Raw genomic sequence first — 24,038 nt, forward strand, 5'->3', positions numbered from 1 at the left:
GCCAACCGATGAACTCACGCTCGCCGAGCTGCTGAGTTAACGTCTGATCATGGATCCGCGGGCCCGGCGCTTGTTCGGCGGCACCGCGATCGCGCCCGGCGACCTCGCGGCGAGTCCGTTCCGGGTCGATCGCGACCGCATCGTCAGCTCGCCGTTCTTCAGCCGGCTCGGCGGCGTAACCCAGGTGATCAGTCCGGGTGGCTCCGGGCTGCTGGTGCACAACAGGCTCACCCACAGCCTCAAGGTCGCCCAGGTGGCACGCGCGATCGCCGAGCGGCTGATCGCCGACGAGCGCTACAGCGGCCTGCTCGACGAGTTGGGCGGGTGCGACCCCGACGTGGTGGAGGCGGCCGCACTCGCCCACGACCTCGGTCACCCGCCCTTCGGGCACCTCGGCGAGCAGGTGCTCGACCGGCTGGCCCGCCAGCGGCTCGGGCTGGCCGACGGCTTCGAGGGCAACGCGCAGTCGTACCGGATCGTGACCAGCACCGAGATCCGCCGCGCGACGACGATCGGCCTCGACCTCACCGCGGCGGTGCGCGCGGCGATGCTCAAATACCCGTGGACCCGCCACTCGTACCCGCAGCCGCACCCCCGCCACCTCCACCCGGCGCCGCGCGGTGCGAGCCCGTCACCCGGCGACCTGGACGGCGGCTCGGCCAAGTTCGGCGCGTACACGACCGAGGTGGCGGACATGCGGCAGGCACGCGAGCCGTTCGCCGGGCGGATCGCCGACTGGCAGCAGACCGTCGAGGCGTCCGTGATGGACACCGCCGACGACATCGCGTACGCCATCCACGACGTGGAGGACTTCCACCGGGTGGGCGTACTCCAGCAGGGCTCGGTGGCCACCGAGCTGATCGCGTGGCAGAACGAGGTCGCCGAGCTGCGCAAGCTTCCCGACGCCGAGCTGGACGTCGGCACACGACGCCCCGGCCGGTCGGTCGAGCGGCTGCGCCGCCAGCTGCACCGCAAGGACGGGTGGATCAGCGACGACGAGGCGTTCGCGGCGGCGGTCGAGCAGGTGCGGCACGAACTCGTCGACGGCCTGCTCGCCGCACCGTTCGACGGCTCGGTCGAGGCCGAGCAGTACGTCGCCCGCTTCTCCGCACAGTGGACCCGCCGCCTGATCGGCGCGATCACGGTGGCGCCACACCCGCCGCTGCGATCCGGCCACGTGATGCTCGCGCCCGCACAGTGGCACGAGGTGCAGGTGCTTAAGTTCGTCCACCAGGGCTTCGTGCTCGCCCGGCCCGACCTGGCGCTGCACCAGCGCGGCCAGGCCAGCCTGCTCACGACCCTGGTCGAGGCGCTGTACGAGTGGCTGCTCGACCCGGACGAGCAGGCCCGCCTACCCCGGCGCCTGCACGATCTGGTGGAGCTGGCCGACGCCGAGCTGGAAGCCATGGACGCGACTGCCACCGCCCCGGAACGCGCGGTGCAGGCCCGCGGTCGCGCGGTGATCGACTTCGTGGCCGCGCTGACCGACAGCCAGGCCGTAGCCCTCCTCGACGCGCTCTCCGGCCGCTCCCGCCAACTCTGGACGGACGCTTTCGTCCTCTAGCCAGCTCGCCGCCCCAGCCTGGGACCCAAGAGGGCAGCCTGTCACCGCCTGGGCGGGTGTACGGGAGCCCTCCTCAGAATTCATCCCCAAGAGGGCTGCCCTCTTGAGGGCGAAGCGCGACCAACGGCGGACGGGTGAGGCCGCGGGAGCAGCGGTCCGGACCACGACGGAGATCGCGGTAGCTCAAACCTGGATCTTGAAGTTGGCCCTTCAGTAGGGCTGAGATGAGTGAACTAAGCCAATTGTTCCGTCACCGTTCGGGGTCTTCACGACATCAGGGGCAGCGCATACCGTCGATTTAAGACGGTCCCCGGGAGCTGCGATGCGATCGACGCTCGGCGCTCAACTGTCCGCCCTGCGCCGACGGCGGGCCATGTCGCAGCGCGACCTGGCCGAGCGGGCCGGCGTCTCGGTCGACCTAGTGCGCAAGCTTGAGCAGGGGCAGCGCCACGCCACCCGGATCGCCAGCCTCACCGCGCTGGCCAACGCGCTCGACGTCACTCCCGCGGATCTGCTCGGCAAGCCGCGCGGGTTGCCGGCGGGGCGGGTGAGCGGCGAGGTGGGCGCGATCAGGCGGGCCGTGCTTGGCGTGCGGGAGCCCGCGGTGGAGCCGCCCGTGCTCGACGACCTGCGCACGGAGGGGCGGGAGGCGTGGCGCCTCTACTGGGCGGGCCGCTACGCCGAACTCGCCCGCGATCTGCCCGCCCTGATCGCCGGCGCGCGGGCGGCGGTCGAGGCGGCCACCGACAGGGCGGCCGCCGCGGCGACGCTTGCCGAGTTGTTGCAGCTCACCGCGTCGCTGCTGGCCCACCTCGCGCACGAGGACCTGGCCCACCTCGCCCTCGCGGAGGCCGTGCGTGCCGCCGAGGCCTCCGGCGACGAGCTGCTCTTCGCCGGCCAGCAGGCCACCCGTTCGTGGGTGCTGTCCCGCCAGGGCCTGTGGTCGGAGGCCGAGCACGTCGCGGTGACCGCGGCCGAGCAGGTGGAGCCGGCGCTGTCGCGGGCCTCCATCGACCAGGTCGCGGTCTGGGGCGAGCTGCTGCGCTACGGCACCACGGCCGTGGCGCGCTCCGGCCGCCAGTCCGAGGCGCAGGAGATGCTCGGGTTGGTCCGCGCCGCCGCCGCGCGGATGGCGGGGGACCAGCGCAGCACGTACGTCGGGATGGCGTTCGGCCCGACGGTCGCGGCGATGAAGGCCGTGGACGTGGCGATCGCCGCCGACCGCCCGCGGCAGGCGATCAAGCTGGCCGAGCGGGTCGAGCACCCCGAGGCGGCGCCCACCGCGATGCACGCCCGCTACCTGCTCAACGTGGCGTGGGCGCAGATGACCGACTGGCGTTCGCAGGACGCGGTCGACACGTTGCGCACGGTCGAAGCCCTGGCGGCGGAGATGCTGCCGCACCAGACGATCGTCCACACGATCATCGCCGAGCTGTTGCCGCGGCGGCGCAAGCAGCGCCTACCCGGCCTCGTGGGTCTTGCCGAGCGGATCGGCATCGCGGCCGGCGGGTAGGACGTGTTGTCCCCGTGCCGCACGTTCGGCGGCGACGGGGTAGCCCATCGCGCCACACCGGGGTGGTCGCCCATCGCCGTACGTTCCCTCAGTTCGATCTGACGATGGGGGTGAGAGCATGGCCGACGGCGAACATACGCCGACCCGGCCGTCCTGGAAGTGCTCGTCATGCGGCTCGGACTGGCCGTGTGACGACGCTCGGGACCAGCTCTACAAGGAGTACGGCGAGCAGCGGGTCAACCTCGCCGTCTACATGGCGACGCAGCTCGGCCACGCGGCCGGGGAGCTGCCGGGCGTGTCGACCACCGAGCTGTACCAGCGCTTCATAGCCTGGACCCGCCCGTAGTACATGTACTACAGTTTGGAGGAGCCTTTAGACGAGACGGGGGATACGTATGACCGTCGTGAGGCAGCTGCGGACACCGGCGGCGGTTGTGGAGCCGTCCGACGATCTCGCCGCGATCGAGGTCCATGACCTCCGGATGCGTTACGGCACCAACGATGTGCTCGATGGGGTCAGCTTCACCGCCCACCGCGGCGAGGTGCTCGCGCTGCTCGGGCCAAACGGCGCTGGCAAGACCACCACGATCGAGATCCTCGAGGGCTTCCGGATCCGTTCGGCGGGCGAGGTGCGGGTGCTCGGCGTCGACCCCGGCCACGGCGACGAGCGGTGGCGGGCCCGGCTTGGCGTGGTGCTCCAGTCGTGGCGTGACCACGGCAAGTGGCAGGTGCGCGAGATCCTCGCCCACCTCGGGCTCTACTACCGGCCGTATTCCACGCCGCGGATCACCCGTCCGTGGGATGTCGACGACCTGATCGACGCGGTCGGCCTGACCCCGCACGCGGGCAAGCGGGTCAGCCAGCTGTCCGGCGGCCAGCGGCGCCGGCTCGACGTGGCGATCGGCATCGTGGGCCGACCCGAGATGCTCTTCCTCGACGAGCCGACCGCCGGCTTCGACCCCGAGGCTCGCCGCGAGTTCCACGATCTCGTGCACCGGCTCTCCGACATCGACGACACCACGATCCTGCTGACCACACACGACCTCGACGAGGCGGAAAAGCTCGCTGACCGCATCCTCATCCTGGCCGGCGGCGCGATCATCGCGGACGGCTCGCCCGACCAGCTCTCCCGCGGCGTCGCCGCCGACGCCGAGGTGCGGTGGAGCCGCGACGGCGAGCGGTTCGTGCACGCCACCAGCGACGCCACCCGGTTCGTGCGGGAGCTGTTCCAGCAGTACGGCGAGGCCGTCACCGATCTCGAGGTACGCCGCGCCAGCCTGGAGGACACCTACATGGCCTTCGTCCGGGAGTACGAGTCGGGACGCGGCGTGGCGGCCCTGCGCGCGTTCGAGGAGGTCACCCGATGACCACAGTCTCCTTTGGCCGCCCCGCGATGGGTGCGGCTCGCGCGGGCCTTACCCGCGGCCGCATCGAGCTGCGGCACACGTTCACCAACGGCCAAGACGTGTGGAACTATCTTTTTCCCGCCGTCCTCCTGCTGGTGGTCCTGTTCTTCATGCGCGGCGCGACGGTGCCGGGCACGAGCTTCTCGCTCGGCTCGCGCACGATGCCGAGCGCGCTGGGCATGGGCATTGCGTTCGGCGGCCTCGTCACGATGGCCATGGTGCTGACGATCGACCGCGAAGACGGCACGCTGCTCCGGGCCAAGGCGATCCCCAACGGGATGGTCGGCTACCTGATCGGAAAGATCACACTCGTGGCCGGCATGGGGCTGATCAGCCTGGCGATGCAGCTCATCCCTGGACTGATCTTCTTGGACGGCCTGTCCGTGCGCGGCGCGTCGAGCTGGTTCACGCTGATCTGGGTGGTGCTCCTGGGCATGGTCGCCACGATGCCGATCGGTGCGATCTTCGGCTCGCTGATCGCCAACCCGCGCAACATGGGCATGATCATGCTGCCGTTGATGGGCCTGATCGCCACCTCGGGCATCTTCTACCCGATCACCAACTTCCCCGTCTGGCTACAGTGGATCGCCCAGGTCTTTCCGGTCTACTGGCTGGGGCTTGGCATGCGGTCCGCCCTGCTCCCCGACAGCATGGCCGCGGTCGAGATCGGCGAGTCGTGGCGCCACCTGGAGATGGTCGGCGTGTTGGGCGCGTGGGCCGTCCTCGGGCTTGTCGTCGCGCCGATAGTGTTGCGCCGCATGGCCCGCCGCGAATCCGGCTCCCGGGTTGCCGAGCGCCGCGAAAAGGCCATGCAGCGGATCGCGTGAGGGGCGACGCGGATGAGTGAGGTCATCTACAACCGCATCGCCATGCTGCGTGCCGAGCGGGGCATCTCCCGCCGGGAGCTGGCCGAGGCGCTGGGCGTCCACTACCAGACGGTGGGCTATCTCGAGCGCGGCGAGTTCAGCCCGAGCCTCCATCTGGCGCTGCGGCTGTCCCGCTACTTCGAGGTGCCGGTCGAGGTCATCTTCTCCATCGACCCGTTTCCGCGTATCGGCGCAGCCTCCACTTCGGACGTCCAGCGCAGCGCATAGTCACGCTCTGGTGGCTATCAGCAAGATCCACCCATCGTTCGGCGTGATTGTCGTGGCGCTGGTCGGCGGCTACGGGCGGGCGAGGCGACAGGCCCTGACCAGGAGCGGGTCGTCGAGGCCGGCGTCGAGGGGGCACAAAAACGCGAAACCGCCGGACACAGTGTCGGTCGTAGCGCGGGGGCGGAGCACCTAGGATCGCAGCGTGACATCGGATCGCATCTCGACGACGCAGCGGATCGCCGACGAGCTCGGCGTGCGGGAAACACAGGTGACGGCGGCTGTCGACCTGCTGGATGGCGGGGCCACGGTGCCGTTCATCGCCCGCTACCGCAAGGAGGCCACCGGCGCGCTCGACGACGCACAGCTGCGCACATTGGAGGAGCGGCTGCGCTACCTGCGCGAGATGGAGGAGCGGCGCACCGCGATCCTGGAGTCGATCCGCAGCCAGGGCAAGCTCGACGAGGCGCTCGAGGCGCAGATCATGGCCGCCGACTCGAAGGCGCGCCTCGAAGACATCTACCTGCCCTACAAGCCAAAGCGGCGCACGAAGGCGATGATCGCGCGCGAGGCCGGGCTGGAGCCGTTGGCCGAGTTGCTGCTCAGCGATCCGACGCAGGAGCCGCTGGTGGCGGCGGAGGCGTTCACAAAGGAAGACCTCGACAAGGCCGCCGCTCTCGAAGGGGCGCGGCACATCCTCGTGGAGAAGTTCGCCGAAGACGCCGACCTGATCGGCGCCCTGCGCGAGCAGATGTGGTCGCGCGGCCAGCTCGTTTCGCGGGTGCGAGACGGAAAGCAGGACGACGGCGCCAAGTTCGCCGACTACTTCGACTTCGCCGAGCCGTTCACCAAGCTGCCGTCGCACCGGATCCTGGCGATGTTTCGCGGTGAGAAAGAAGAGGTGCTCGACCTCACGCCGCAGCCGGAGGATCCCGACCTTCCCAACTCGTACGAGCCGCGGATCGCGGGCCATTTTGGCATCGCCGACAAGGGACGGCCGGCCGACCGGTGGCTGCTCGACACCGTGCGGTCCGCGTGGCGCACCCGGATCCTGATCCACCTGGATGCCAATATCCGCAGCCGGCTGTGGCAGGCGGCCGAGGAGGAAGCGGTCCGGGTCTTCGCGGCCAACTTGCGCGACCTGCTGCTCGCCGCGCCCGCCGGCACGCGCCCGACGATGGGGCTCGACCCCGGCTTCCGCACCGGTGTGAAGGTGGCGGTTGTCGACGCGACCGGCAAGGTCGTCGCCACCGATACCATCCACCCGCACGTGCCCGCCCACCGGTGGGACGAGTCGATCGCCACGCTGGCCAGGCTGGCCGCCGCTCACAAGGTGGAGCTGATCGCGATCGGCAACGGCACGGCCTCGCGAGAGACCGACAAGCTGGCCGGCGATCTGATCGCGCGCCATCCCGAGCTCAAGCTCACCAAGATCGTGGTCTCCGAGGCCGGCGCGTCGGTCTACTCGGCGTCCGCGTACGCCTCGTCGGAGCTGCCCGACCTCAACGTCTCGCTGCGCGGCGCGGTCTCCATCGCCCGCCGCCTCCAGGATCCGCTGGCCGAGCTGGTGAAGATCGATCCCAAGTCGATCGGCGTGGGGCAGTACCAGCACGATCTCTCGGAGGTCAAGCTCTCCCGCTCGCTCGACGCCGTGGTCGAAGACTGCGTCAACGCCGTGGGTGTCGACGTCAACACCGCCTCGGCGCCGCTGTTGACCAGGGTTTCCGGCATCGGCGAGGGGCTGGCGGCGAGCATCGTCATGCACCGTGACAGCAATGGGCCGTTTCGCAGCCGGCAGGCGCTCAAGGAGGTGCCGCGCCTGGGGCCGAAGGCGTTCGAGCAGTGCGCCGGCTTCCTCCGCATCCCGGGCGGCGACGACCCGCTCGACACGTCCAGCGTGCACCCGGAGGCATACCCGGTGGTCCGCCGCATCTTGACCGCCACGAAGAGTGACCTTCGCTCGCTCATCGGTAACGGGCCGATCCTGAAGGGGCTCAAGCCCACAGACTTCGTCGACGACAAGTTCGGCCTGCCGACCGTCACCGACATCCTCAAGGAGCTGGAGAAGCCGGGGCGTGACCCGCGGCCGGCGTTCAAGACGGCGACCTTCGCCGAAGGGGTGGAGACGCTCGCCGACCTCCAGCCAGGGATGGTGCTGGAGGGCGTAGTGACCAACGTCGCAGCGTTCGGCGCTTTCGTAGACGTGGGTGTGCATCAGGACGGGCTTGTCCACGTATCGGCGATGTCGAAGACATTTGTCAAGGACCCTCGTGACGTAGTGAAACCGGGCGACATCGTTCGGGTGAAGGTGCTCGAGGTCGACGTGCCGCGCAAGCGGATCTCACTGACCCTGCGCCTCGACGACGAAGGCCCGCGGGCCGGTGGCAACGGCGCCGCCGGCGGACCGGGGCGCCGCGACCGGCCGGCCAGGCCGAGCGGCAAACGCCCAGCTCAGCCGGCACGCCAGCCGCAGGGGGCGATGGCCGACGCGCTGCGGCGCGCCGGGCTCGACAAGGGAATCGGCGGCCCCCGCTGACTCGTCAGTAGATACGAGATAAATTCTGTTATCGCGTCGCGCGTGCAGCATCTCCTATACACAGGGGGTCGGGCGCGCCCGGCCCGGTCATGCCGAAGACCGTGAGGTGAGGGTGTCAGTGACCGTGTTCGCGTCGGGCGGCCGCGCATGACGTCGGGGCTGACCGCGGGACGTCACCACCGGGGCGAGGGCAACGAAGACGCCCTGGTCCGCCAGCTGTACGAGGAGCACGCGGCGCCGCTGCTGAGGTTCGTCCTCCAGCTCGTCGCGGGTGACCGGCAGCGGGCGGAAGACATCGTGCAGGAGACGCTCCTGCGCGGTTGGCGCAACGCGCACCGGCTGGGCGCTCAGGGGCAGGTCTCGCTGCGCCCGTGGTTGGTGACCGTGGCCCGCCGCATCGCGATCGACGAGCACCGCAGCCAGAGGGCGCGGCCAGCCGAGGCCTACGGCGTAGATCTGGAAAACGTCTCCGAGCCGGACGAGAGCGACCATGTGCTGCGCCGGATGACCGTGACCGACGCGCTCAAGACGCTCAGCCAGCCACACCAGGAGATGCTGCTGGAGACGTACTTCAAGGGGCGCACCGTGGCCGAGGCGGCAGAGGCGCTCGGTCTGCCGCTCGGCACGGCGAAGTCCCGTGTGTACTACGCCCTCCGAGCCCTGCGCAGTGCCCTGGAGAAGCGCGGCGTCACGGGCTGACCGAAGAGGCCAGCCTTCTCGAACCTCAGATTCCAGATTTGAGCTACCGCGACGTCCGTCGTGGTCCCGACCGTTGCTCCCGCGGCCTCACCCGTCCGCTGTTGGTTGCGGTCACCCCCTTGCGCCTCTGTCGGGTTGGCACAGGCAGGCGGGGCGGTCCGGGCATGCTTTGCTCTGCTTCCTCTAGGGAAGCAGAGCAAATGTGGTTGGGCCTGAGGGTGACCCAGACGCTGCGCGGGCCTGCCAAACCCCGATGCCGGGGGGTGGGTGGTGAACCGCGATGGATCGTCGGGGCCCGCCCGCATTTGCGGGACGGACCCCGGCGATGGGGTCAGAACGTGATCAGCGGATCCCCGACGAAGTCGGCGACGAAGTTGATGAAGAAGAAGCCGAAGAAGAGGACGTTGAGCCCCAGGATCACGTAGTGGTACGCCCGCGGGCGGGCCGGGCGGGGGAGCTTGCTGTTCAGGTACATCAGCATGAACGGAAAGATCAGCGCGCCAAGGTTGGAGATGTTCGCCGACCACTGCACCAGGTTGACCGGCAGCGCCAGGTGCAGGATCACCGAGATGACCACCATCAGCAGGAACATGAACGGGTAGTAGAAGCGGCGCGGATCGCCTTCGATCAGCCGGCGCAGGGTGGGGCTGGTCGCGTGCGCGGCGTCCGTGGTGACCCGCACCATCGCCTCGAAGATGCCCAGCTGCGTGCTGAAGAGGATCAGCACGCCGAGGAGGAGCGCGATGTAGAAGAGCGTGGAGCCGTACTCGTCGTCGAGCGCACTGGCCACGAACGTCGGCACGTTCGCCGTCGTGGGCCGCTCGCCGGTGGACTCGACCGCGTGGGCCATGAGGATCGTGGGCAGCAGCATGCCCAGCATGGCCCCGACGAAGAAGACGCCCCACATGTCGGTGAGCAGCAGCTTGTACCACCGCCGCCAGCGCGCCGTGTTGGCCTCGTCCTCGGGGAAGGTCATGCCGACCGGTTCGAGCTTGCGGCCTTCGCCGCGGAGCCCGGCGATGAACCCCGTGCGGTAGCCCATCCCGTAGCCCTTGTCGCGGTAGTGGCCCATGACGTACCAGTTGAGACCCGACGCGAGCGCGGTGAAGCCGGCGAGTGCGCCGAGCTGCGTGGCCGTGATGCCCTCCGGCGGCGCCGCGGGTGTGACGAAGCCCTTGAGGCCGTCCCACCACAGCTCCCACGGCACGACGAAGAGGTCGATGAGCAGCAGTCCCACCAGGATGGACACGACCATCACCCAGTTGGCCAGCTCGAGCGCGCGGCTGATCCGGCGGGCCGAGGCCGTGATCAGGAAGACCAGCACCAGCAGCGCGATCGCCCAGATCCGTGGCTCCTCCGCGCCGGACGGGGCGATCTCGCCGTGCACCAGCGCGTACAGGCCCTGGCCGGCGCTGGCCGCCCAGCCGCCGGCGATGAACGCGAAGATGACGACCGCGACCGAGATCGGCACCCACAGGAACCAGCCCGGTGGCACCCGCCCCCAGCCCACGACCGGCACCTCGCCGGTGGCGAGCACGTAACGCGAGCACTCGACGTTGTAGAAGGTTTGCAGCAGCGCCGACACCAGGATGACCCAGCCGACACCGACGAAGCCGTACTGCCCGACTGCCTGCGGGCCCAGCAGCCACTCGCCGCTGCCGATGGAGATGCCCAGCGCGATAAGGCTGGGGCCGATGGCGTACTTGATCAGTTCGCGCGGTCCGAGACGCCGGACGCCGAAGACCTCCTCGGGCTCCGGCAGGTCGGTCACGGTCAGCGGCGGGCGGCTGACCCCGAGTTGATAGGTGCGAACATCTGTCACCTCAGCCATGAGGCGCCTCCTTGAGTAGACCCCCCTTGCGTGTAATCAAGGATGATCTATCAAGTGATTTATGTCACGCCCTAACAGCCGCCAAGTGGGGCCAAATCGATCGATTCCGTCGAGTCGGCGACGTGCAGGCCCGGCTTCGGACCACCGGCGAACGTGAACACGGTCGTGCCCATCGCGATGACGCCCAAGCCGTGGCGGGGCGTGGGCGTCGGTGGAAGCGAGGCCCACGTACCGGTCTTCACGTCGAAGGCCTCCGCCTCCTCGAACGTGGCCTCCGCCTCCCCGCCGACCGCCACCACCTGCCCGGAGCAGGTCGCCGCCGCGGCGAGGCCACCCCGGCGGGTGGGCAGGTCGGGCAGCACCGTCCACTGGTTGGTGGTCGGGTCGAAGGACTCGAACGCGGTGAAGTTGCCCTTGCCGCCGGCGCGCCCGCCGACGGTGTAGACCTTGCCGCCGAAGCCGGCGCCGCCCAGGTGCTCGCGGGGCGTGGGCGGGCCGGGCGCGTTGGTCCAGGTGTCGGCCGCCGGGTCGTAGACGAGCATCTGGCGGGCCAGACCGCCGGCGTTGAGGCCACCCGCCACGTACACCTTGCCGCCCTGTGCCACCGCCGTGCCGGCGGCCCGCTCCTGCGGCAGCGGCGCGATCGGCCGCCACGTGGCGCCGTCGAGCTTGAACGCGTGCTTGCTCGGGTCGCCGCTGGCCTCGAAGCCACCGAACACATACACCTGGTTGTCGACCGTCGCCGCCATCGCGTGGTTGACGGCGACCGGCAGCGGTGCGGCGTCCTCCCACTTGCCGGTCGCCGTGTCGAAGACCTCGACGGTCGGGACCGTCCCGCCGTCCGCCCGGTAACCGCCCACCACGTACACCCGGGTGCCGCTGGTCGCGGCCGCGACCTCGGTGCGGGCCGAGGGGGCGGCGGCCAGGCGCTGCCAGGTCAGGCCGGTGGTCACGCTCGGCGCCGGGGACGCCGGGGCGGATTCCTGGGTGCGCGGCTCGTCCGAGCCGGTGCACGCCGCCGTGGCCAAGACGGTGACGAAGAGCAGACTGGGGTGCCGCAGTCGCATCGACCAAGGGTGTGCGATCGTGCACCTCATGCGCAAGTACGTGGTGATGGGCGTCCAGGGCAGCGGCAAGGGCACCCAGTGCGCTCTGCTCTCCAAGGAGTACGACCTCGTACATATCAGCGTCGGTGACATCTTCCGGTGGCACGTGCAGCATCACACCAAGCTCGGCGCCCAGGTACGACGCACCATGGCCGCGGGCGAGCTGATCGGCGACGACCAGGTCGAGGCCGTGGTCCGGGAGCGCCTCCACCAGCACGACTGGAACTATGGCTTCGTCATCGACGGCTTCCCGCGCAACGGGCGGCAGGCGGAGTTCTTCCTGGAGAGCTACGACATCGACAGCGTGATCCACCTCGATCTGCCCGACGACGAGGTGCACCGCCGGGTGCTCAACCGGCGGCTCTGCTCGCGCTGCGGCATGGACTACAACCTCATCGCCGACCGCCCCGAAGAAGAGGGCAAGTGCGACGTGTGTGGTGGCGAGCTCGTCACCCGCCCCGACGACACCCCCGAGGCGCTGGACGCCCGCCTCCGGGAGTACCACGACAAGACGAAGCCGGTGCTCGACATCTTCCGCCGCAAGGAGTTCGTGGTGACCGTCGACGCCCGCCCCGACGCGGACACGGTGCAGCAGGAGATCCGCCGAAAGCTGGGCCTGTGATGCGGGTCGCGCGGCTGTATGGCGTCGAGGACATCCGGGTCGTCGACGAGCCGGCGCCCGAGCCGACGGCGGTGGAGAGCCTGGTGCGGGTGACCGCGGTGGGTCTGTGCGGCTCCGACCTGCACTGGTACACCGAGGGCGGCATCGGCGACGCCCGGCTCAAGCAGCCGCTCGCGGTGGGGCACGAGATGGCCGGCGTGATCGAGGGCGGGCCGCGGCACGGCGAGCGGGTGGCGATCGACCCCGCCATCCCGTGTGAGCACTGCGAGCTGTGCCGCCGCGGCCACCCCAACCTCTGCCCGGCCATCCGCTTCGCCGGCCACGGCACGCTCGACGGTGGACTGCGGGAGTACCTGGCCTGGCCGACCGCGCGCCTGCACCCGCTGCCGGACTCGCTCTCCGACGCGGACGGCGCGATGCTCGAGCCGCTCGGTGTCGCGCTGCACGCGCTCGACCTGGGCCACCTGCGGCTGGGCATGACCGTCGGCGTCTTCGGCTGCGGGCCGATCGGGCTGCTGCTCGTGCAGCTCGTCCAGCTGATGGGCGCGCGGGCCGTCTACGCCGCCGATCCGCTGCCGCACCGCCGGCAGTCGGCCGAGGCGTACGGCGCGTCGATTGTGGACGATCCGGCTGGCCTCGACGTCGACGTCGCGTTCGAGGTCGCCGGCACCGACCCGGCCGTCGACGCGGCGATGCTGGCCGCCGGACCGGGCGCCCGCGTGGTGCTGGTGGGCATCCCGGACGGCGACACCACGACGTTTCCCGCGTCGGTGGCCCGCCGCAAGGGCCTGACGATCGCCATGGTGCGTCGGATGAAGGACGTCTACCCGCGCGCCATCGACCTCGTGCGCCGTGGCCTCGTCGACGTCTCCACTGTGGTCACCGCCCGCTATCCGCTGGACGCGGCGGCCGACGCCTTCGAGGCCGCGGTCGCCCGCCGCGGCCTCAAGGTCGTGGTGGAGCCCACTACTCCGGTGGTACCTGGCGCAGATCCGGTTGCGGGCGAGGCGTCCCCAGCGTGAAGACGTCGCCGGCGTCGCCCTTGGCGAGGCTGTCCAGCAGATCGCCGGCGGCGGGCCAGAAGGTGGCGTCGCCCGGCTCGAACCAGACCGCCTCCTGCCCGCCTGGCGGGTCGTACGGGTAGTCGACGCCGGCCTGCCGCAGGAAGTCGTCTCGCCCGGCGAGGATGTCGGCGTAGTACGGCACGCTTTCCCGCACCGAGCCGCGCAGAGCGTCCAGGTTGTCCAGTGCCGAGCGCAGGCGCAGCCAGCGATGCCGGTCCCACTGGGTCGGGTGGCCGAAGCGGCGGCTCAGCCGGGCGCCGGCCAGTGCCCCGCGCAGCGCCATCGAGGCGATGATCTCGCGCGGCATGTAGAGGTTGGTGCCGCCCTCGTCGGCCCGCTGGCGCACCCAGGCCACCCGGCCGCGGTAGCCGGGCATCGCGGTCTGCATCGAGTCGCGCCAGGAGCGGGCCGTGTCCAAGATGGACCCGGCGAACCTCGCCGCCCCGGTGCCCAGGTCGGTCGCGGGCACCACCGCGTCCTCCCAGTCTTGCGGCAGCCACACGTCCTGGTGTGGAAACTGGTACGGGTGCTGGCCGAGGTTGAGCCCGAACGTGGGCCACCGCGGCAGCGGCGAGTCGAAGAGGTGCACCGGAAAGTTCGACGTGATGCCGCCGTCGGAAAACCACAGCTCCTGTGCCCGCGGCCGGCCGTCCTCCGGCCACATGAGACGGTGCTGCTCGCGGTTGCGGATACCCCGGCCGAACTCGTCACCGATCTCGGTGGCGGGCACCAGCCGGTACAGGCGGATGGCTTTGAAGAGCCCGGGCAGCGCGAGGCTGAGCCGTACGGCGAAGATGACCGGCAGGTTCCACGGGTCGGGCAGCCGGTGCAGGGTGACCGCTTCGGCGTTGGGGTCGGTCTGTGGCACGGTCTGCGGATCGGGGTCGCGCATCGCCTCGATGACGTCCGGCGGGAAGACCGCGTCGTCTCCGTCGCCGAGGTCGTCCATCCGGAAGTACAGCGCGTCGTCCGGGCCGGCCGCGGCGAGCGGAAAGCGGTACGGCCGCTGGCGCGACAGGTCGGTCGTGATCAGCTCCAGGTTGACGAGCCGCCGGGCGGGCTCCCGAGCCAGCCTGTGGATCTCCGCCGTGCCCTGCGCCAGCGGCTTGAACGACCGCCCCTGCCACAGGTGACCGAAGCGCAGCACCTCGCCCTTGTCGAGCGCGGCGACCTCGTTGAGGCAGCCGCTCAGCCAGGGGATCACCGAACGGGACACGGTGGGCCGAGCCGCGCCGGCGACGAGCTCCGACGGGCGCCGCGAAGTCTGTGGGGCCGACCCGGCGAGCAGGCCGAAGTGGCGGCGGCCCACCCGCGCGAAGTACCGCCAGGTGCTGGTGGCGACCACCGCGCCCATCGCGAGGCTCAGTGCGGCGCCGGCCAGCGCACCGGCGACCCAGTCCCACCAGCGCAGCCAGGTGAGGACCCCGGCGACGGCGAGGACCACGACGGCCACCGGCCATCGCCATGACGGGCCTGCCGTGTGGTGCCGGCTGGAGGCGCTGGTCAGCAGGGTCAGCCACTGTGGTGTTGATGGTTTTGGTCGCCGGCCGGCAAGCGTCGGGACGAGCACCAGCAGCGCACCGACGCTGGCGAAGAAGAGGTAGAGGTCGAGCGCGGCCCACGCGTATCGCCACGAGCCGTGGTCGCCGCCCGGCCGGTCGACCGCCGGCCACGAGGGCAGCCGCGCGCCCAGCCAGACCGCGAGGTAGAGCCCCGCGGCGGCGAACACCGCGACCATCAGCTTGGACCACTTGCCGAACGCGAGCAGCAGCGCCAGCGCGCCGGCCCACACCTGCTTGCGCATGAACGCGGTGACCAGCGTGTAGAGCCGCCGGTCGCGCGGGCCGGGGCGGAAGAGCTGGGCCAGCCGGTACGCGTCACGCTCGCCGCCGAGGTCGTCCGGCGACACCTCGGCCAGCCACGCGATCGTGTCGGACATGCCCACGAAGCCCGGTCGCACGTGACCGTCGCGGCGGTCCTCTTCGGACAGTGGCGCGTATGCCTCCGCCGGCAGCCGGCTGCTCCGCCCGACCTCGGCGGCAGCGGTCACGGCGGCGGCGATCGCGCCGGCCGAGGCGCCGCCCACGTTGCGCACCCGAAAGCGGCTGGCCACCTCGCAGACGGCCAGCGGGTAGACGACACCGGACGTGGTGCCGCCGCGCATGGTGAGGTCGACGCTGTGCCGCACGTACGAGCGGCGCGTGTCGTCGTCGGCACCGTCCACTGTGTAGGGCGGCGCCCACACCTGCGGTGGCGCGCCGGAAAGTGCGTACGTCTCGGGGTCGCCGTATCCGCCGACCTCGCCGGGCGGCGGCTCGGACCACAGCCACTGCCGCCCACCGTCGGGATCGGGGATGGTGAGACCACCGGGCAGGTCGCCCGCGCGGAGCAATGTCGCGTAGGGCACCCGGCCTCCGCCGATGAGCTGCTGGAGTGCCTGGCGCGCTTTACCAGAGCTTCGGACAGCCATGCGGCTAGTCTCCTGGGCATGTCTTCACCAGCGCTGCAAGCGCTTGACAGATCAGGTGTCGTCTATCGGATTCTCCGGCACGGCCCGGTGCGCAGTCTGCCCGAGGCGGCCGAGGCACGGGGCGTCGAGATCCCCGACGTGGTGAAGACCATCGTGGTGCGCCGCGGCAGCGACGACTTCCTCTTCGTGCTCGTGCCCGGCGACCGCGTCATCTCCTGGCCCAAGCTGCGCACGCTGCTCGGCGTGAGCCGGCTGTCCATGCCGGACGCCGCCTCGGCCAAGGAGGCGACCGGATACGAGCGCGGCACCATCACCCCTTTCGGCTCCACCACGAGCTGGCCGGTCATCGCCGACGAGCGGGTACGCGGCCGGGAGATCACGCTCGGCGCGGGGGAGCACGGCGTGGCGGTCGCCTTCGACGCCGAGGCGGCGCTGGCTGTGCTCGACGCCACGTACGCCGACGTCACCGACCCCGAGACGCCCTGACTTCTCTTCTGTACGCTTGTACATGTACAGGCGTACTAGATGGGGGCGATCATGGCGTACGTACTTCTCGGGCTGGCCATCGCGGCTGAGGTGCTCGGCACGAGCCTGCTCAAGAGCACCGAAGGCTTCACCAGGCTGTGGCCGACCGTCGCCAGCCTGAGCGCCTACGCGGTCTCGTTCCTCGCGCTGTCGACGGCGATCCAGAAAGGGCTCCAGGTCGGTGTCGGATACGCGATCTGGTCCGGGCTCGGCACCACGCTGATCGTCACCATCGGGGCGCTCTTCCTCAGCGAGCCGGTCACGCCGGCAAAGGTGATCGGCGCGGGGCTGGTGGTCGCCGGCGTCGTCGTGCTCAACCTTGGCGGTGCCCATTGAAACGTGACCCGGAAGGGCGGCGGCGAAAGATCGTCGAGGCGGCGGGGGAGCTGATCCCCGAGGTGGGCGTGGCAGGGCTGACGCACCGGCTGGTCGCCGCCCGCGCCGGGGTGCCGCTGGGCGCGACCACGTACTACTTCACCGACCTCGACGAGCTGTCCGCCGCCGCGCTGCGGCACCTCACCGACCGCGTGATGGCGGACCTCGCCGGATGGGCGGCCCTGCTCGACGCCAGCGACGACGTGCCGGCGACGCTGGCCGACCTCGCCGCGGAGTACCTCGCGGACCGGAGCCGGGCGCTCCTGGAGACCGAGCTCTACGTCGCCGCCGCGCGCCGGCCCGAGCTACGGCCGCTGGCCCAGGAGTGGGACGAAGGGCTGGTCCGGCTCCTCGGCGCGCACACCGATCCAGCGACGGCGCGGGCCACCTCGATCTTCCTGTGCGGGGTGCTGGTCTACGCCTTGGTGCGGGACGAGCCGGTCGACGTGCCCGCGCTCACCACGACGCTCACGAAGCTGCTGACCTGATCCACTCCAGCGCCGCCGCGCCGGAGGTCATGACCGAGATGTGTGCGCCGTCGGGGTCGAGGCGCAGCTCGGCCCGCGGGATGCGCTTGGCGAGCCACTGTGCGTGCCCGCTCGGCACCACGATGTCGCGGCCGCCGTGGACGAGGAGCACCGGCGCGGTGATCTGCGCGGGGTCACAGCCCCACGGCGTGACGTACGCGATGTCGTCGTCGACCTGCCCGCCCGGCCCGCCCGCCTCGGCCGGACCGACCACCTCGCTGAACCACGACCAGCCACTCTCGAACGCGGCGAAGTCGGCCGGCGTGAACTGGTGGTCGTACTCCACCCCCGACGCCTCGAAGGCCTCCTTGACCGCGAGCCCTTCGCGGGCGGCGGTGAGCGCGGCGACACCGGAGTCGCCCATGCCGGCCCACCAGTCGAGCCCTTCGGCGTCGGGTGGGGCGAGGCCGGCCGCGCTCACGGCGGCGAGCACCCGGTCGGGCAGCAGGGCGGCGGTGGCCAGCGCGTGTGAGCCGCCCCCGGAGTGTCCCATCACCGCGAACCGCTCGATGCCCAGCGCGTCGGCGACCGTCGTGGCCCAGGTGCCCGCGTCGCCGACCGTGCGGCCCGGGGTGCGGGGCGATCCGCCGTAACCCGGGCGGTCGTACCCGATCCACCGGATGCCGAGGCGGTCGGCGGCCGCGAAGAGCGGCTTGGGCGGCGCGCCGATGTTGGGTGTGCCGTGGTGCCACAGGACGGCGAGCCGGTCGTCGCCACCCGTGTCGTACGCGTGCAGCCGTCCGCCGTCGGGGAGCGTCAGATCGATCTCCATGCGCCTCAGCCTAGGGCGCGCAGCCGCGGCAGGAGGTCCTCGCCGAACTGGGTCAGGAAGCGCTCCTGGTCGTGCCCGGGCCCATGAAAGACCAGGTGGTTGAGGCCGGCGTCCACGTACGGCTTGATCTGCGCGAGCGCCTCGTCCGGATCGGACGCGACGATCCACCGCCTCGCGACCTGCTCGATGGGTAGCTCGTCGGCCAGGCGCTCCATCTCCGTGGCGCTGTCGACGGTGTGCTTCTGCTCCGGGGTCAGCGACAGCGGCGCCCAGAAGCGGGTGTTTTCCAGCGCGGCGTCGTGGTCACGGTCGTACGACAGCTTGATCTCGATCATCTTGTCGATCTGGGCCACGTCGCGCCCGGCCGCCGCCGCGCCCTCGGCCACCGCGGGCATCAGCTTCTCCGTGTACAGGTCCATGCCCTTGCCGGACGTGCAGATGAAGCCGTCGCCGGACCGACCGGCGTACTTCGCGACGACCGGGCCGCCGGCCGCGACGTAGATCGGCACTGGCCGCTCGGGACGGTCGTAGATCACGGCGTCGACGAGCTTGTAGTAGTCGCCGTCGAAGCTGACCTCGTCCTTGGTCCACAGGTCGCGGATGAGCCGCACCGCCTCGCGCAGCCGCGCGAAGCGTTCCTTGAACTCAGGCCAGTCCAAACCGGAGACGGCGATCTCGTTGAGCGCCTCACCGGTGCCCACGCCCAGCATCACCCGGTTGTCGTACAGCAGCGCCATCGTCGCGAACGCCTGGGCGATCACCGCCGGGTTGTAGCGGAACGTGGGCGTGAGCACGCTCGTGCCCATCTTCACGCGGCTGGTGCGCTCGCCGACAGCGGCCATCCAGGCCAGGGCGAACGGCGCGTGCCCGCCCTCGTGCCGCCAGGGCAGGAAGTGGTCCGACACCAGCACGCTGTCCAGGCCGACCTCTTCCGCGCGCACGGCGTACTCGACGAGCTGCCGCGGCCCGAACTGCTCCGCCGACGCCTTGTAGCCGATCGTGAGGCCCATCGCCGTCCCTTCCGTCGCTGGTTTGACCACCCGTTTTTGGACCACCCGCCCGCGCCGGAGGAATCGGTGCGACTCCTTTCCGGCCGCCGCCGGGTCACCACTCCTGAACCGTACGGCCCTCTCGGCGGCGACGCCCAGGAAGGACGATCATCGTGACGATCTCGTTCAGCATCTTTCTGCCGACCGGATTCGGGCGCGAGTTCGCGCATGTGACGGATCCGGTCGAGGCGTTCGAGTCGGTGGTCCGGGTGGCGCGGGCCGCCGACCCGCTCGGCTATCGGACGCTGTGGGCGCCGGACCACCTTGTGACGATCCCGCCCTCGCAGGACTTCGTCTTCGAGGCGTGGTCGGTGGTCACCGCGCTGGCCCGGGAGACGTCCCGGGTGCGGCTCGGGCAGCTCGTCACCGGCAACGGGTACCGCAACCCCGCGTTGCAGGCCAAGCTCGCCTCGACCGTGGACGTCATCTCGCACGGCCGGCTCTCGTTCGGGATCGGTTCCGGTTGGTACGAGCCGGACTACGTCGGGTACGGCTACGACTTCGGCACCCCCGGCGAACGGCTGCGCAAGCTGGGCGAGGCGGTCCAGGTGATGCGAGCGATGTGGACAGAGAAGGAAGCCACCTTCGAGGGGCGGCACTACCGGGTGCGGGGCGCGATCAACCAGCCCAAGGGGGTGCAGGCGCCGCACATCCCGCTGATGATCGCTGGCGGCGGCGAGAAGGTCACGCTCCGGCTTGTCGCCGAGTACGCCGACGCCTGCAACATGCTGGAGTCGCCGGAGGTGCTGGCGCGCAAGTACGCCATCCTGCGCCGGCACTGTGACGAGCTCGGCCGCGAGTACGACAGCATCCGCCGCACCGCGACGACGCTCTGCATCATCGCGGACACCGACGAGGCGGCGCGGGCGCAGGTGCCGCCGGGCATCGAGTTCGCGTACCCGGGCGACGTCGGCTCGTACGGCCTGGTCGGCACCTTCGAGACCGTGCGCGAGCGGATCGCCGTCTACGCGGACGCGGGCGTGCAGGAGCTGATTGTCGGCTTCAGCGACCCGACGAACGTGGAGCTTGTCGAACGCTTCGCCGCCGAATTCATCAACTGAGACAGATATACGCCGAGGGTATATACGCGAGGTATACGCTCAGGGTACGCTCCCTTCCATGAGCGTTCCGTTGACCCTCCTCGGCCTGCTTGAGCGCGAGCCCAGCCACGGCTACGACCTCAAGCGCGACTACGACGCCTACTTCAGTCGCGGCCGTCCCCTGCCGTTCGGGCAGGTGTACGCGACGCTGGGACGCCTGGCCCGAGACGGCAAGGTGGTGATCAGCGAGGTGCAGCCGGGCGTCGGGCCGGAGCGCAAGCGCTACGTCATCACCGAGGCGGGCGCGACCGAGTTCGACGCCTGGCTGACCGAGCCACTCGAGGCCGAGCCACACCTACAGTCGGTGCTCTTCTCCAAGGTGGTGCTCGCGCTCATGCTCGGGCGCCCCGCGCACGAATACCTCGACATCCAGCGCGGCGCCCACCTGGAGCGCATGCGCCAGCTGACCGAGATCCGGCGCAGTGGCAGCCTCGTCGACACGCTCCTCGCCGACCACGGCCTCTTCCACCTGGAGGCCGACCTCCGCTGGATAGACACCACGACGGCCCGACTCGACGCCCTCCGCGCCGAGGTGGTGAAGGCATGACGTCACGTGCAGCTCGTCGGAATGGGACCCAGCAAGCGTTTTCAGCCGAGGTGATGATCGAGGCACGCGACGTCGTGCGCTCCTTCGGGCAGACGTCGGCGCTGCGCGGGGCCACGGTGGCGGTCGCGCCCGGCGAGATCCTGGCGATCATGGGTCCGAGTGGATCCGGCAAGTCGACGTTGCTGCACTGCCTGGCCGGCATCCTTGTGCCCGACTCCGGAGAGATCCACTTCGACGGCCGCCGGGTCGACACGATGGACGAGGCTGGGCGGAGCACGCTGCGCCGCGACGGCTTCGGGTTCGTCTTCCAGTTCGGCCAGCTCGTGCCCGAGCTCACCGCGGAGGAAAACGTCGCGCTGCCGCTGCTGCTCGGCGGCGCCCGGCGCGACGCGGCGCTGCGCGAGGCCCGGCCGTGGTTTGGCCGGCTGGGGCTCGACGGGCTGGAGCGCCGCCGGTCCGGTGAGCTGTCGGGCGGGCAGGCCCAGCGGGTGGCGCTCGCTCGCGGCCTCGTCACGAGCCCCAAGGTGCTCTTCGCCGACGAGCCGACCGGGTCGCTCGACTCGCTCACCGGCGAGCAGGTGATGGACCAGCTCGTCGGGGCGGCGCGCGAGCACGGCACCACGGTCGTCCTGGTGACGCACGAGGCGCGCGTCGCGGCGTACGCCGACCGGCACATCATGGTCCGCGACGGCAAGGTGGCCGCGCTCAGGCCGGAGCGGGTGCTCTCATGATCCGCTTCGGCTTGCGCCTCACGCTGGCCACGGGTCGCGAGGCGCTCGTCCGGCTGGTCGTCATCTCGGCCGCGGTGGCGCTCGGGGTGGGGCTCCTCCTGACCGCGCTCGCGGGCATCAACGCGGTGGACGCGCAAAACATGCGGTACGCGTGGCTCAACAGCGGCCTCGTGGGTGAGACCTCCGGGCCAAAGGCGGCAAACCCGAGCTGGTGGGTGCTGCGCGACGACTACTACCAGACCCAGAGCATCGGCCGGCTCGACATCGCGGCCACCGGCCCGGACTCGCCGGTGCCGCCCGGCATCCCGCGCCTGCCCGGCCCGGGGGAGTACTACGTGTCTCCGGCCCTCCGCGAGCTGCTGCGGTCCCACCCGCCGGCGGAGCTGGCCGACCGGTTTCCCGGACGCGAGATCGGCACGATCGGCGACCGCGCCCTGCCCTCGCCCGACTCGCTGCTGATCGTCGTCGGCCGCACGCCCGACGAGCTGTCCACAGTGCCCGGAGCCGACCGGGTGGCCAGCATCATGACCACCGACCCGAGCGCGTGCGACCGCTGCGTGATCGGCATCGGCGCCGACGGCATGACCCTGGTCCTGTGGGTCGTGGCCGGCGCGCTGATCGTGCCGGTGCTCATCCTTATCGGCACGGCGACCCGCCTCGCCGCCGCCCGCCGCGAGCAGCGCTTCGCCGCCATGCGCCTCGTCGGCGCGACGCCCCGCCAGGTCTCGGTGATCTCGGCGGTGGAGTCGACCGTGGCGGCGATGGCCGGCACGATCGCCGGCATCGGCCTGTTCTTCGCCTTCCGGTCGGCGCTCGCCACGATCGCGTTCACCGGTCAGCGTTTCTTCGCCAGCGACCTCTCGCTCCGGCCGCTCGACGTCGTGCTCGTCGTGCTCGGCGTGCCGGTGGGCGCGGCCGTGGCCGCACGGTTCGCCTTGCGCCGGGTGCAGATCTCCCCGCTGGGCGTCACCCGGCGGGTCACGCCGCGCCCGCCGCGGGCCTGGCGGCTGATCCTGCTCGCGGCCGGTGTCGCCGAGCTCTGCTACTTCGCCAGCCGGCGCCCGGACACGACAAGCGGCCAGCTGATGGCGTACATGTCCGGGTTTGTGATGATCATGATTGGCCTCGTGGTCGCCGGACCGTGGCTGACGCTGGTCGGTTCGCGGGTGCTGGCCGGGCGGGCCCGCCACGCCGCCGCCCTGATCGCCGGCCGGCGCCTGGCGGACAACCCGCAGGCCGGCTTCCGCGCGGTCAGCGGGGTGGTCCTGGCGCTCTTCGTCACCAGCGTCGCCACCGGCGTGATGTCCACGATCGTGGCCGAGGTGGGCGGCGCGCGCAGCGGGTCGGTGGTGAGCAGCGCCCTCACCCAGCCGTTCGACACCAAGGACGGTAACGGGCCGAGCGCATCGGAGGTGCCGTCTGGTCTCGCGTCGATTCCCGGCGTCGAGGCCGTCCACCTGGTCCATGCCAGCCCGCAGGATGGGAGTACGAATCGGGACGACCCCGACTGGTATCCCGGCGTGATCTCCTGCGCCGACCTGGCCCGCTCGCCTGAGTTCGGCACGTGCGCGCCCGGCGCGCAGGCCGCCTACGTGTGGCCGGATCTGGTCGGGCCGCGCAACACTTCCGACGACGCACCGGTCTGGCCGGTCGCGCCGGTAGACGCCGCCGGCGTCCAGCGACTGCCACTTGCGTCGGTCGTCGTGGCCACGGACGGGTCGGCGCCGGCCGTCGAGCGGTCGCGCACCATGCTCGAGGCGGCCTTCCCAGACAGCAACCGGCTGCCGAACACCATCGCCGACTTCGAGAGCGACTTTCGAAACACGCTGGTGCAGTGGCAGCAGCTGGCCAACGTCGTGATCGTCACCAGCCTGGCGATCGCCGGGTGCAGCCTTGCGGTCAGCGTCGCCGGCGGCCTTACCGAGCGCAAGCGCCCGTTCAGCCTGCTGCGGCTCACCGGCATGCGGCTCGCGCTGCTGCGCCGGGTGGTCGCGCTGGAGAGCACGGTGCCGCTGCTCTTCGTCGCGGTGCTCGCGATCGGGATGGGCTTCCTCGCCGCGCAGCTGTTCCTCACCTCGCAGCTCGACTACAACCTGCGCGCGCCCGGGCCGAGCTACTACGCGGCGGTCGCGGCCGGCCTCGTCGCCTCCCTCGCGATCATCGCCTCGACCCTGCCGATGCTCCGCCGGATCACCGGCCCAGAGACCGCGCGAAACGAGTAGATATTCGAGCGTTCGAGAGGCTTTCCGAGCCGGTGGTGGCTTCGGCCCTGAATCCCTTATTTAGACAGAGATTTGAGCTACCGCGGCGTCCGTCGTGGTCCAGACCGCTGCTCCCGCGGCCTTACCCGTCCGCCGCTGGTCCCGCTCACCCCTATTGGGGTAGGGGGCTTGTTTCGCGGAGCTGGCAGTGGACGGTCGGGGTTTCGGCGAGCGCTGCGAGCCGCCGGCCGGGAGCGGTGCCCGCGGGAGCATACGGTCCGCAGCTGACGCGGACGTGGGCAAATCTGC

General features: G+C 70.9%; 22 protein-coding genes. 17 read left to right on the plus strand and 5 right to left on the minus strand.

Annotated elements, in window-relative coordinates:
• The first annotated feature begins 49 nt into the window (after positions 1-49).
• The 8 genes from ACTMTJ_RS11870 (at position 50) to ACTMTJ_RS11905 (ending at position 8,809) form a co-directional block, all read left to right on the plus strand.
• Positions 50-1,564 carry a deoxyguanosinetriphosphate triphosphohydrolase family protein gene (locus ACTMTJ_RS11870; protein ID WP_441216201.1) on the plus strand — a complete coding sequence of 505 codons (1,515 nt, stop codon included), beginning with the start codon at positions 50-52 and terminating at the stop codon, positions 1,562-1,564.
• Between the two features lie 322 nt (positions 1,565-1,886).
• Complete coding sequence (locus ACTMTJ_RS11875) at positions 1,887-3,077, plus strand: helix-turn-helix domain-containing protein (RefSeq protein ID WP_441216202.1); 1,191 nt, start codon at positions 1,887-1,889, stop codon at positions 3,075-3,077.
• A gap of 118 nt (positions 3,078-3,195) precedes the next feature.
• Positions 3,196-3,423: a hypothetical protein gene (locus tag ACTMTJ_RS11880; protein ID WP_441216203.1), complete on the plus strand. Its 228-nt coding sequence runs from the start codon at positions 3,196-3,198 to the stop codon at positions 3,421-3,423.
• 49 nt (positions 3,424-3,472) lie between these two features.
• Positions 3,473-4,444: an ABC transporter ATP-binding protein gene (locus ACTMTJ_RS11885; protein ID WP_441216204.1), complete on the plus strand. Its 972-nt coding sequence runs from the start codon at positions 3,473-3,475 to the stop codon at positions 4,442-4,444.
• Complete coding sequence (locus ACTMTJ_RS11890) at positions 4,441-5,310, plus strand: ABC transporter permease (protein ID WP_441216205.1); 870 nt, start codon at positions 4,441-4,443, stop codon at positions 5,308-5,310. The genes ACTMTJ_RS11885 and ACTMTJ_RS11890 overlap by 4 nt, the downstream gene beginning before the upstream one ends.
• Positions 5,311-5,322: 12 nt before the next feature.
• Positions 5,323-5,577 carry a helix-turn-helix transcriptional regulator gene (locus ACTMTJ_RS11895; protein WP_441216206.1) on the plus strand — a complete coding sequence of 85 codons (255 nt, stop codon included), beginning with the start codon at positions 5,323-5,325 and terminating at the stop codon, positions 5,575-5,577.
• A 202-nt stretch (positions 5,578-5,779) separates the two neighbouring features.
• Positions 5,780-8,110: a Tex family protein gene (locus ACTMTJ_RS11900; protein ID WP_441216207.1), complete on the plus strand. Its 2,331-nt coding sequence runs from the start codon at positions 5,780-5,782 to the stop codon at positions 8,108-8,110.
• 147 nt (positions 8,111-8,257) lie between these two features.
• Positions 8,258-8,809: a sigma-70 family RNA polymerase sigma factor gene (locus tag ACTMTJ_RS11905; protein WP_441216208.1), complete on the plus strand. Its 552-nt coding sequence runs from the start codon at positions 8,258-8,260 to the stop codon at positions 8,807-8,809.
• A 331-nt stretch (positions 8,810-9,140) separates the two neighbouring features.
• Here the strand turns inward: ACTMTJ_RS11905 and ACTMTJ_RS11910 are convergent, their stop codons facing one another.
• Both ACTMTJ_RS11910 and ACTMTJ_RS11915 read right to left on the minus strand, forming a co-directional pair.
• On the minus strand, positions 9,141-10,640 hold the full coding sequence (locus ACTMTJ_RS11910) for an Nramp family divalent metal transporter (protein ID WP_441216209.1): 1,500 nt from the start codon (positions 10,638-10,640) through the stop codon (positions 9,141-9,143).
• Between the two features lie 71 nt (positions 10,641-10,711).
• On the minus strand, positions 10,712-11,707 hold the full coding sequence (locus tag ACTMTJ_RS11915) for a Kelch repeat-containing protein (protein WP_441216210.1): 996 nt from the start codon (positions 11,705-11,707) through the stop codon (positions 10,712-10,714).
• A 28-nt stretch (positions 11,708-11,735) separates the two neighbouring features.
• On the opposite strand from ACTMTJ_RS11915, the gene ACTMTJ_RS11920 reads away from it, so the two are divergent.
• Together ACTMTJ_RS11920 and ACTMTJ_RS11925 are read left to right on the plus strand one after the other, a co-directional pair.
• Positions 11,736-12,368, plus strand: coding sequence for an adenylate kinase family protein (locus tag ACTMTJ_RS11920; RefSeq protein WP_441216211.1), 633 nt, complete (start codon positions 11,736-11,738; stop codon positions 12,366-12,368).
• Positions 12,368-13,390 carry an alcohol dehydrogenase catalytic domain-containing protein gene (locus tag ACTMTJ_RS11925; protein WP_441216212.1) on the plus strand — a complete coding sequence of 341 codons (1,023 nt, stop codon included), beginning with the start codon at positions 12,368-12,370 and terminating at the stop codon, positions 13,388-13,390. The genes ACTMTJ_RS11920 and ACTMTJ_RS11925 overlap by 1 nt, the downstream gene beginning before the upstream one ends.
• Here the strand turns inward: ACTMTJ_RS11925 and ACTMTJ_RS11930 are convergent.
• Positions 13,335-15,902: a hypothetical protein gene (locus ACTMTJ_RS11930; protein WP_441216213.1), complete on the minus strand. Its 2,568-nt coding sequence runs from the start codon at positions 15,900-15,902 to the stop codon at positions 13,335-13,337. The two genes, ACTMTJ_RS11925 and ACTMTJ_RS11930, sit on opposite strands and share 56 nt — an antisense overlap.
• A gap of 18 nt (positions 15,903-15,920) precedes the next feature.
• Between ACTMTJ_RS11930 and ACTMTJ_RS11935 the strand changes: the two genes are divergently transcribed.
• The 3 genes from ACTMTJ_RS11935 to ACTMTJ_RS11945 are packed head-to-tail and all read left to right on the plus strand — an operon-like array spanning position 15,921 to position 17,290.
• Positions 15,921-16,388: an aminoacyl-tRNA deacylase gene (locus ACTMTJ_RS11935; protein ID WP_441216214.1), complete on the plus strand. Its 468-nt coding sequence runs from the start codon at positions 15,921-15,923 to the stop codon at positions 16,386-16,388.
• Between the two features lie 51 nt (positions 16,389-16,439).
• Positions 16,440-16,763, plus strand: a complete 324-nt coding sequence (locus tag ACTMTJ_RS11940) for a DMT family transporter (RefSeq protein WP_441216215.1) — start codon at positions 16,440-16,442, stop codon at positions 16,761-16,763.
• Complete coding sequence (locus ACTMTJ_RS11945; RefSeq protein ID WP_441216216.1) at positions 16,760-17,290, plus strand: TetR/AcrR family transcriptional regulator; 531 nt, start codon at positions 16,760-16,762, stop codon at positions 17,288-17,290. Before ACTMTJ_RS11940 ends, ACTMTJ_RS11945 begins: the two co-directional genes overlap by 4 nt.
• On the opposite strand, the gene ACTMTJ_RS11950 is transcribed toward ACTMTJ_RS11945, so the two are convergent.
• Positions 17,271-18,101: an alpha/beta fold hydrolase gene (locus ACTMTJ_RS11950; RefSeq protein ID WP_441216217.1), complete on the minus strand. Its 831-nt coding sequence runs from the start codon at positions 18,099-18,101 to the stop codon at positions 17,271-17,273. The genes ACTMTJ_RS11945 and ACTMTJ_RS11950 overlap by 20 nt on opposite strands.
• A gap of 5 nt (positions 18,102-18,106) precedes the next feature.
• Positions 18,107-19,111, minus strand: a complete 1,005-nt coding sequence (fgd, locus tag ACTMTJ_RS11955; protein WP_441216218.1) for a glucose-6-phosphate dehydrogenase (coenzyme-F420) — start codon at positions 19,109-19,111, stop codon at positions 18,107-18,109.
• Between the two features lie 152 nt (positions 19,112-19,263).
• Here fgd and ACTMTJ_RS11960 point away from each other — a divergent pair, with 152 nt between their 5' ends.
• The 4 genes from ACTMTJ_RS11960 to ACTMTJ_RS11975 are packed head-to-tail and all read left to right on the plus strand — an operon-like array spanning position 19,264 to position 23,750.
• The gene (locus ACTMTJ_RS11960; RefSeq protein ID WP_441216219.1) at positions 19,264-20,211 is read left to right on the plus strand and encodes an LLM class F420-dependent oxidoreductase; all 948 of its coding nucleotides are present in this window, start codon (positions 19,264-19,266) and stop codon (positions 20,209-20,211) included.
• A gap of 58 nt (positions 20,212-20,269) precedes the next feature.
• On the plus strand, positions 20,270-20,797 hold the full coding sequence (locus tag ACTMTJ_RS11965) for a PadR family transcriptional regulator (protein WP_441216220.1): 528 nt from the start codon (positions 20,270-20,272) through the stop codon (positions 20,795-20,797).
• A 53-nt stretch (positions 20,798-20,850) separates the two neighbouring features.
• Positions 20,851-21,528, plus strand: a complete 678-nt coding sequence (locus tag ACTMTJ_RS11970; protein WP_441216221.1) for an ABC transporter ATP-binding protein — start codon at positions 20,851-20,853, stop codon at positions 21,526-21,528.
• Complete coding sequence (locus ACTMTJ_RS11975; protein ID WP_441216222.1) at positions 21,525-23,750, plus strand: FtsX-like permease family protein; 2,226 nt, start codon at positions 21,525-21,527, stop codon at positions 23,748-23,750. Before ACTMTJ_RS11970 ends, ACTMTJ_RS11975 begins: the two co-directional genes overlap by 4 nt.
• Positions 23,751-24,038: the final 288 nt, after the last annotated feature.

This window comes from Phytohabitans sp. LJ34, assembly GCF_052068095.1.
Lineage (GTDB): Bacteria > Actinomycetota > Actinomycetes > Mycobacteriales > Micromonosporaceae > Phytohabitans.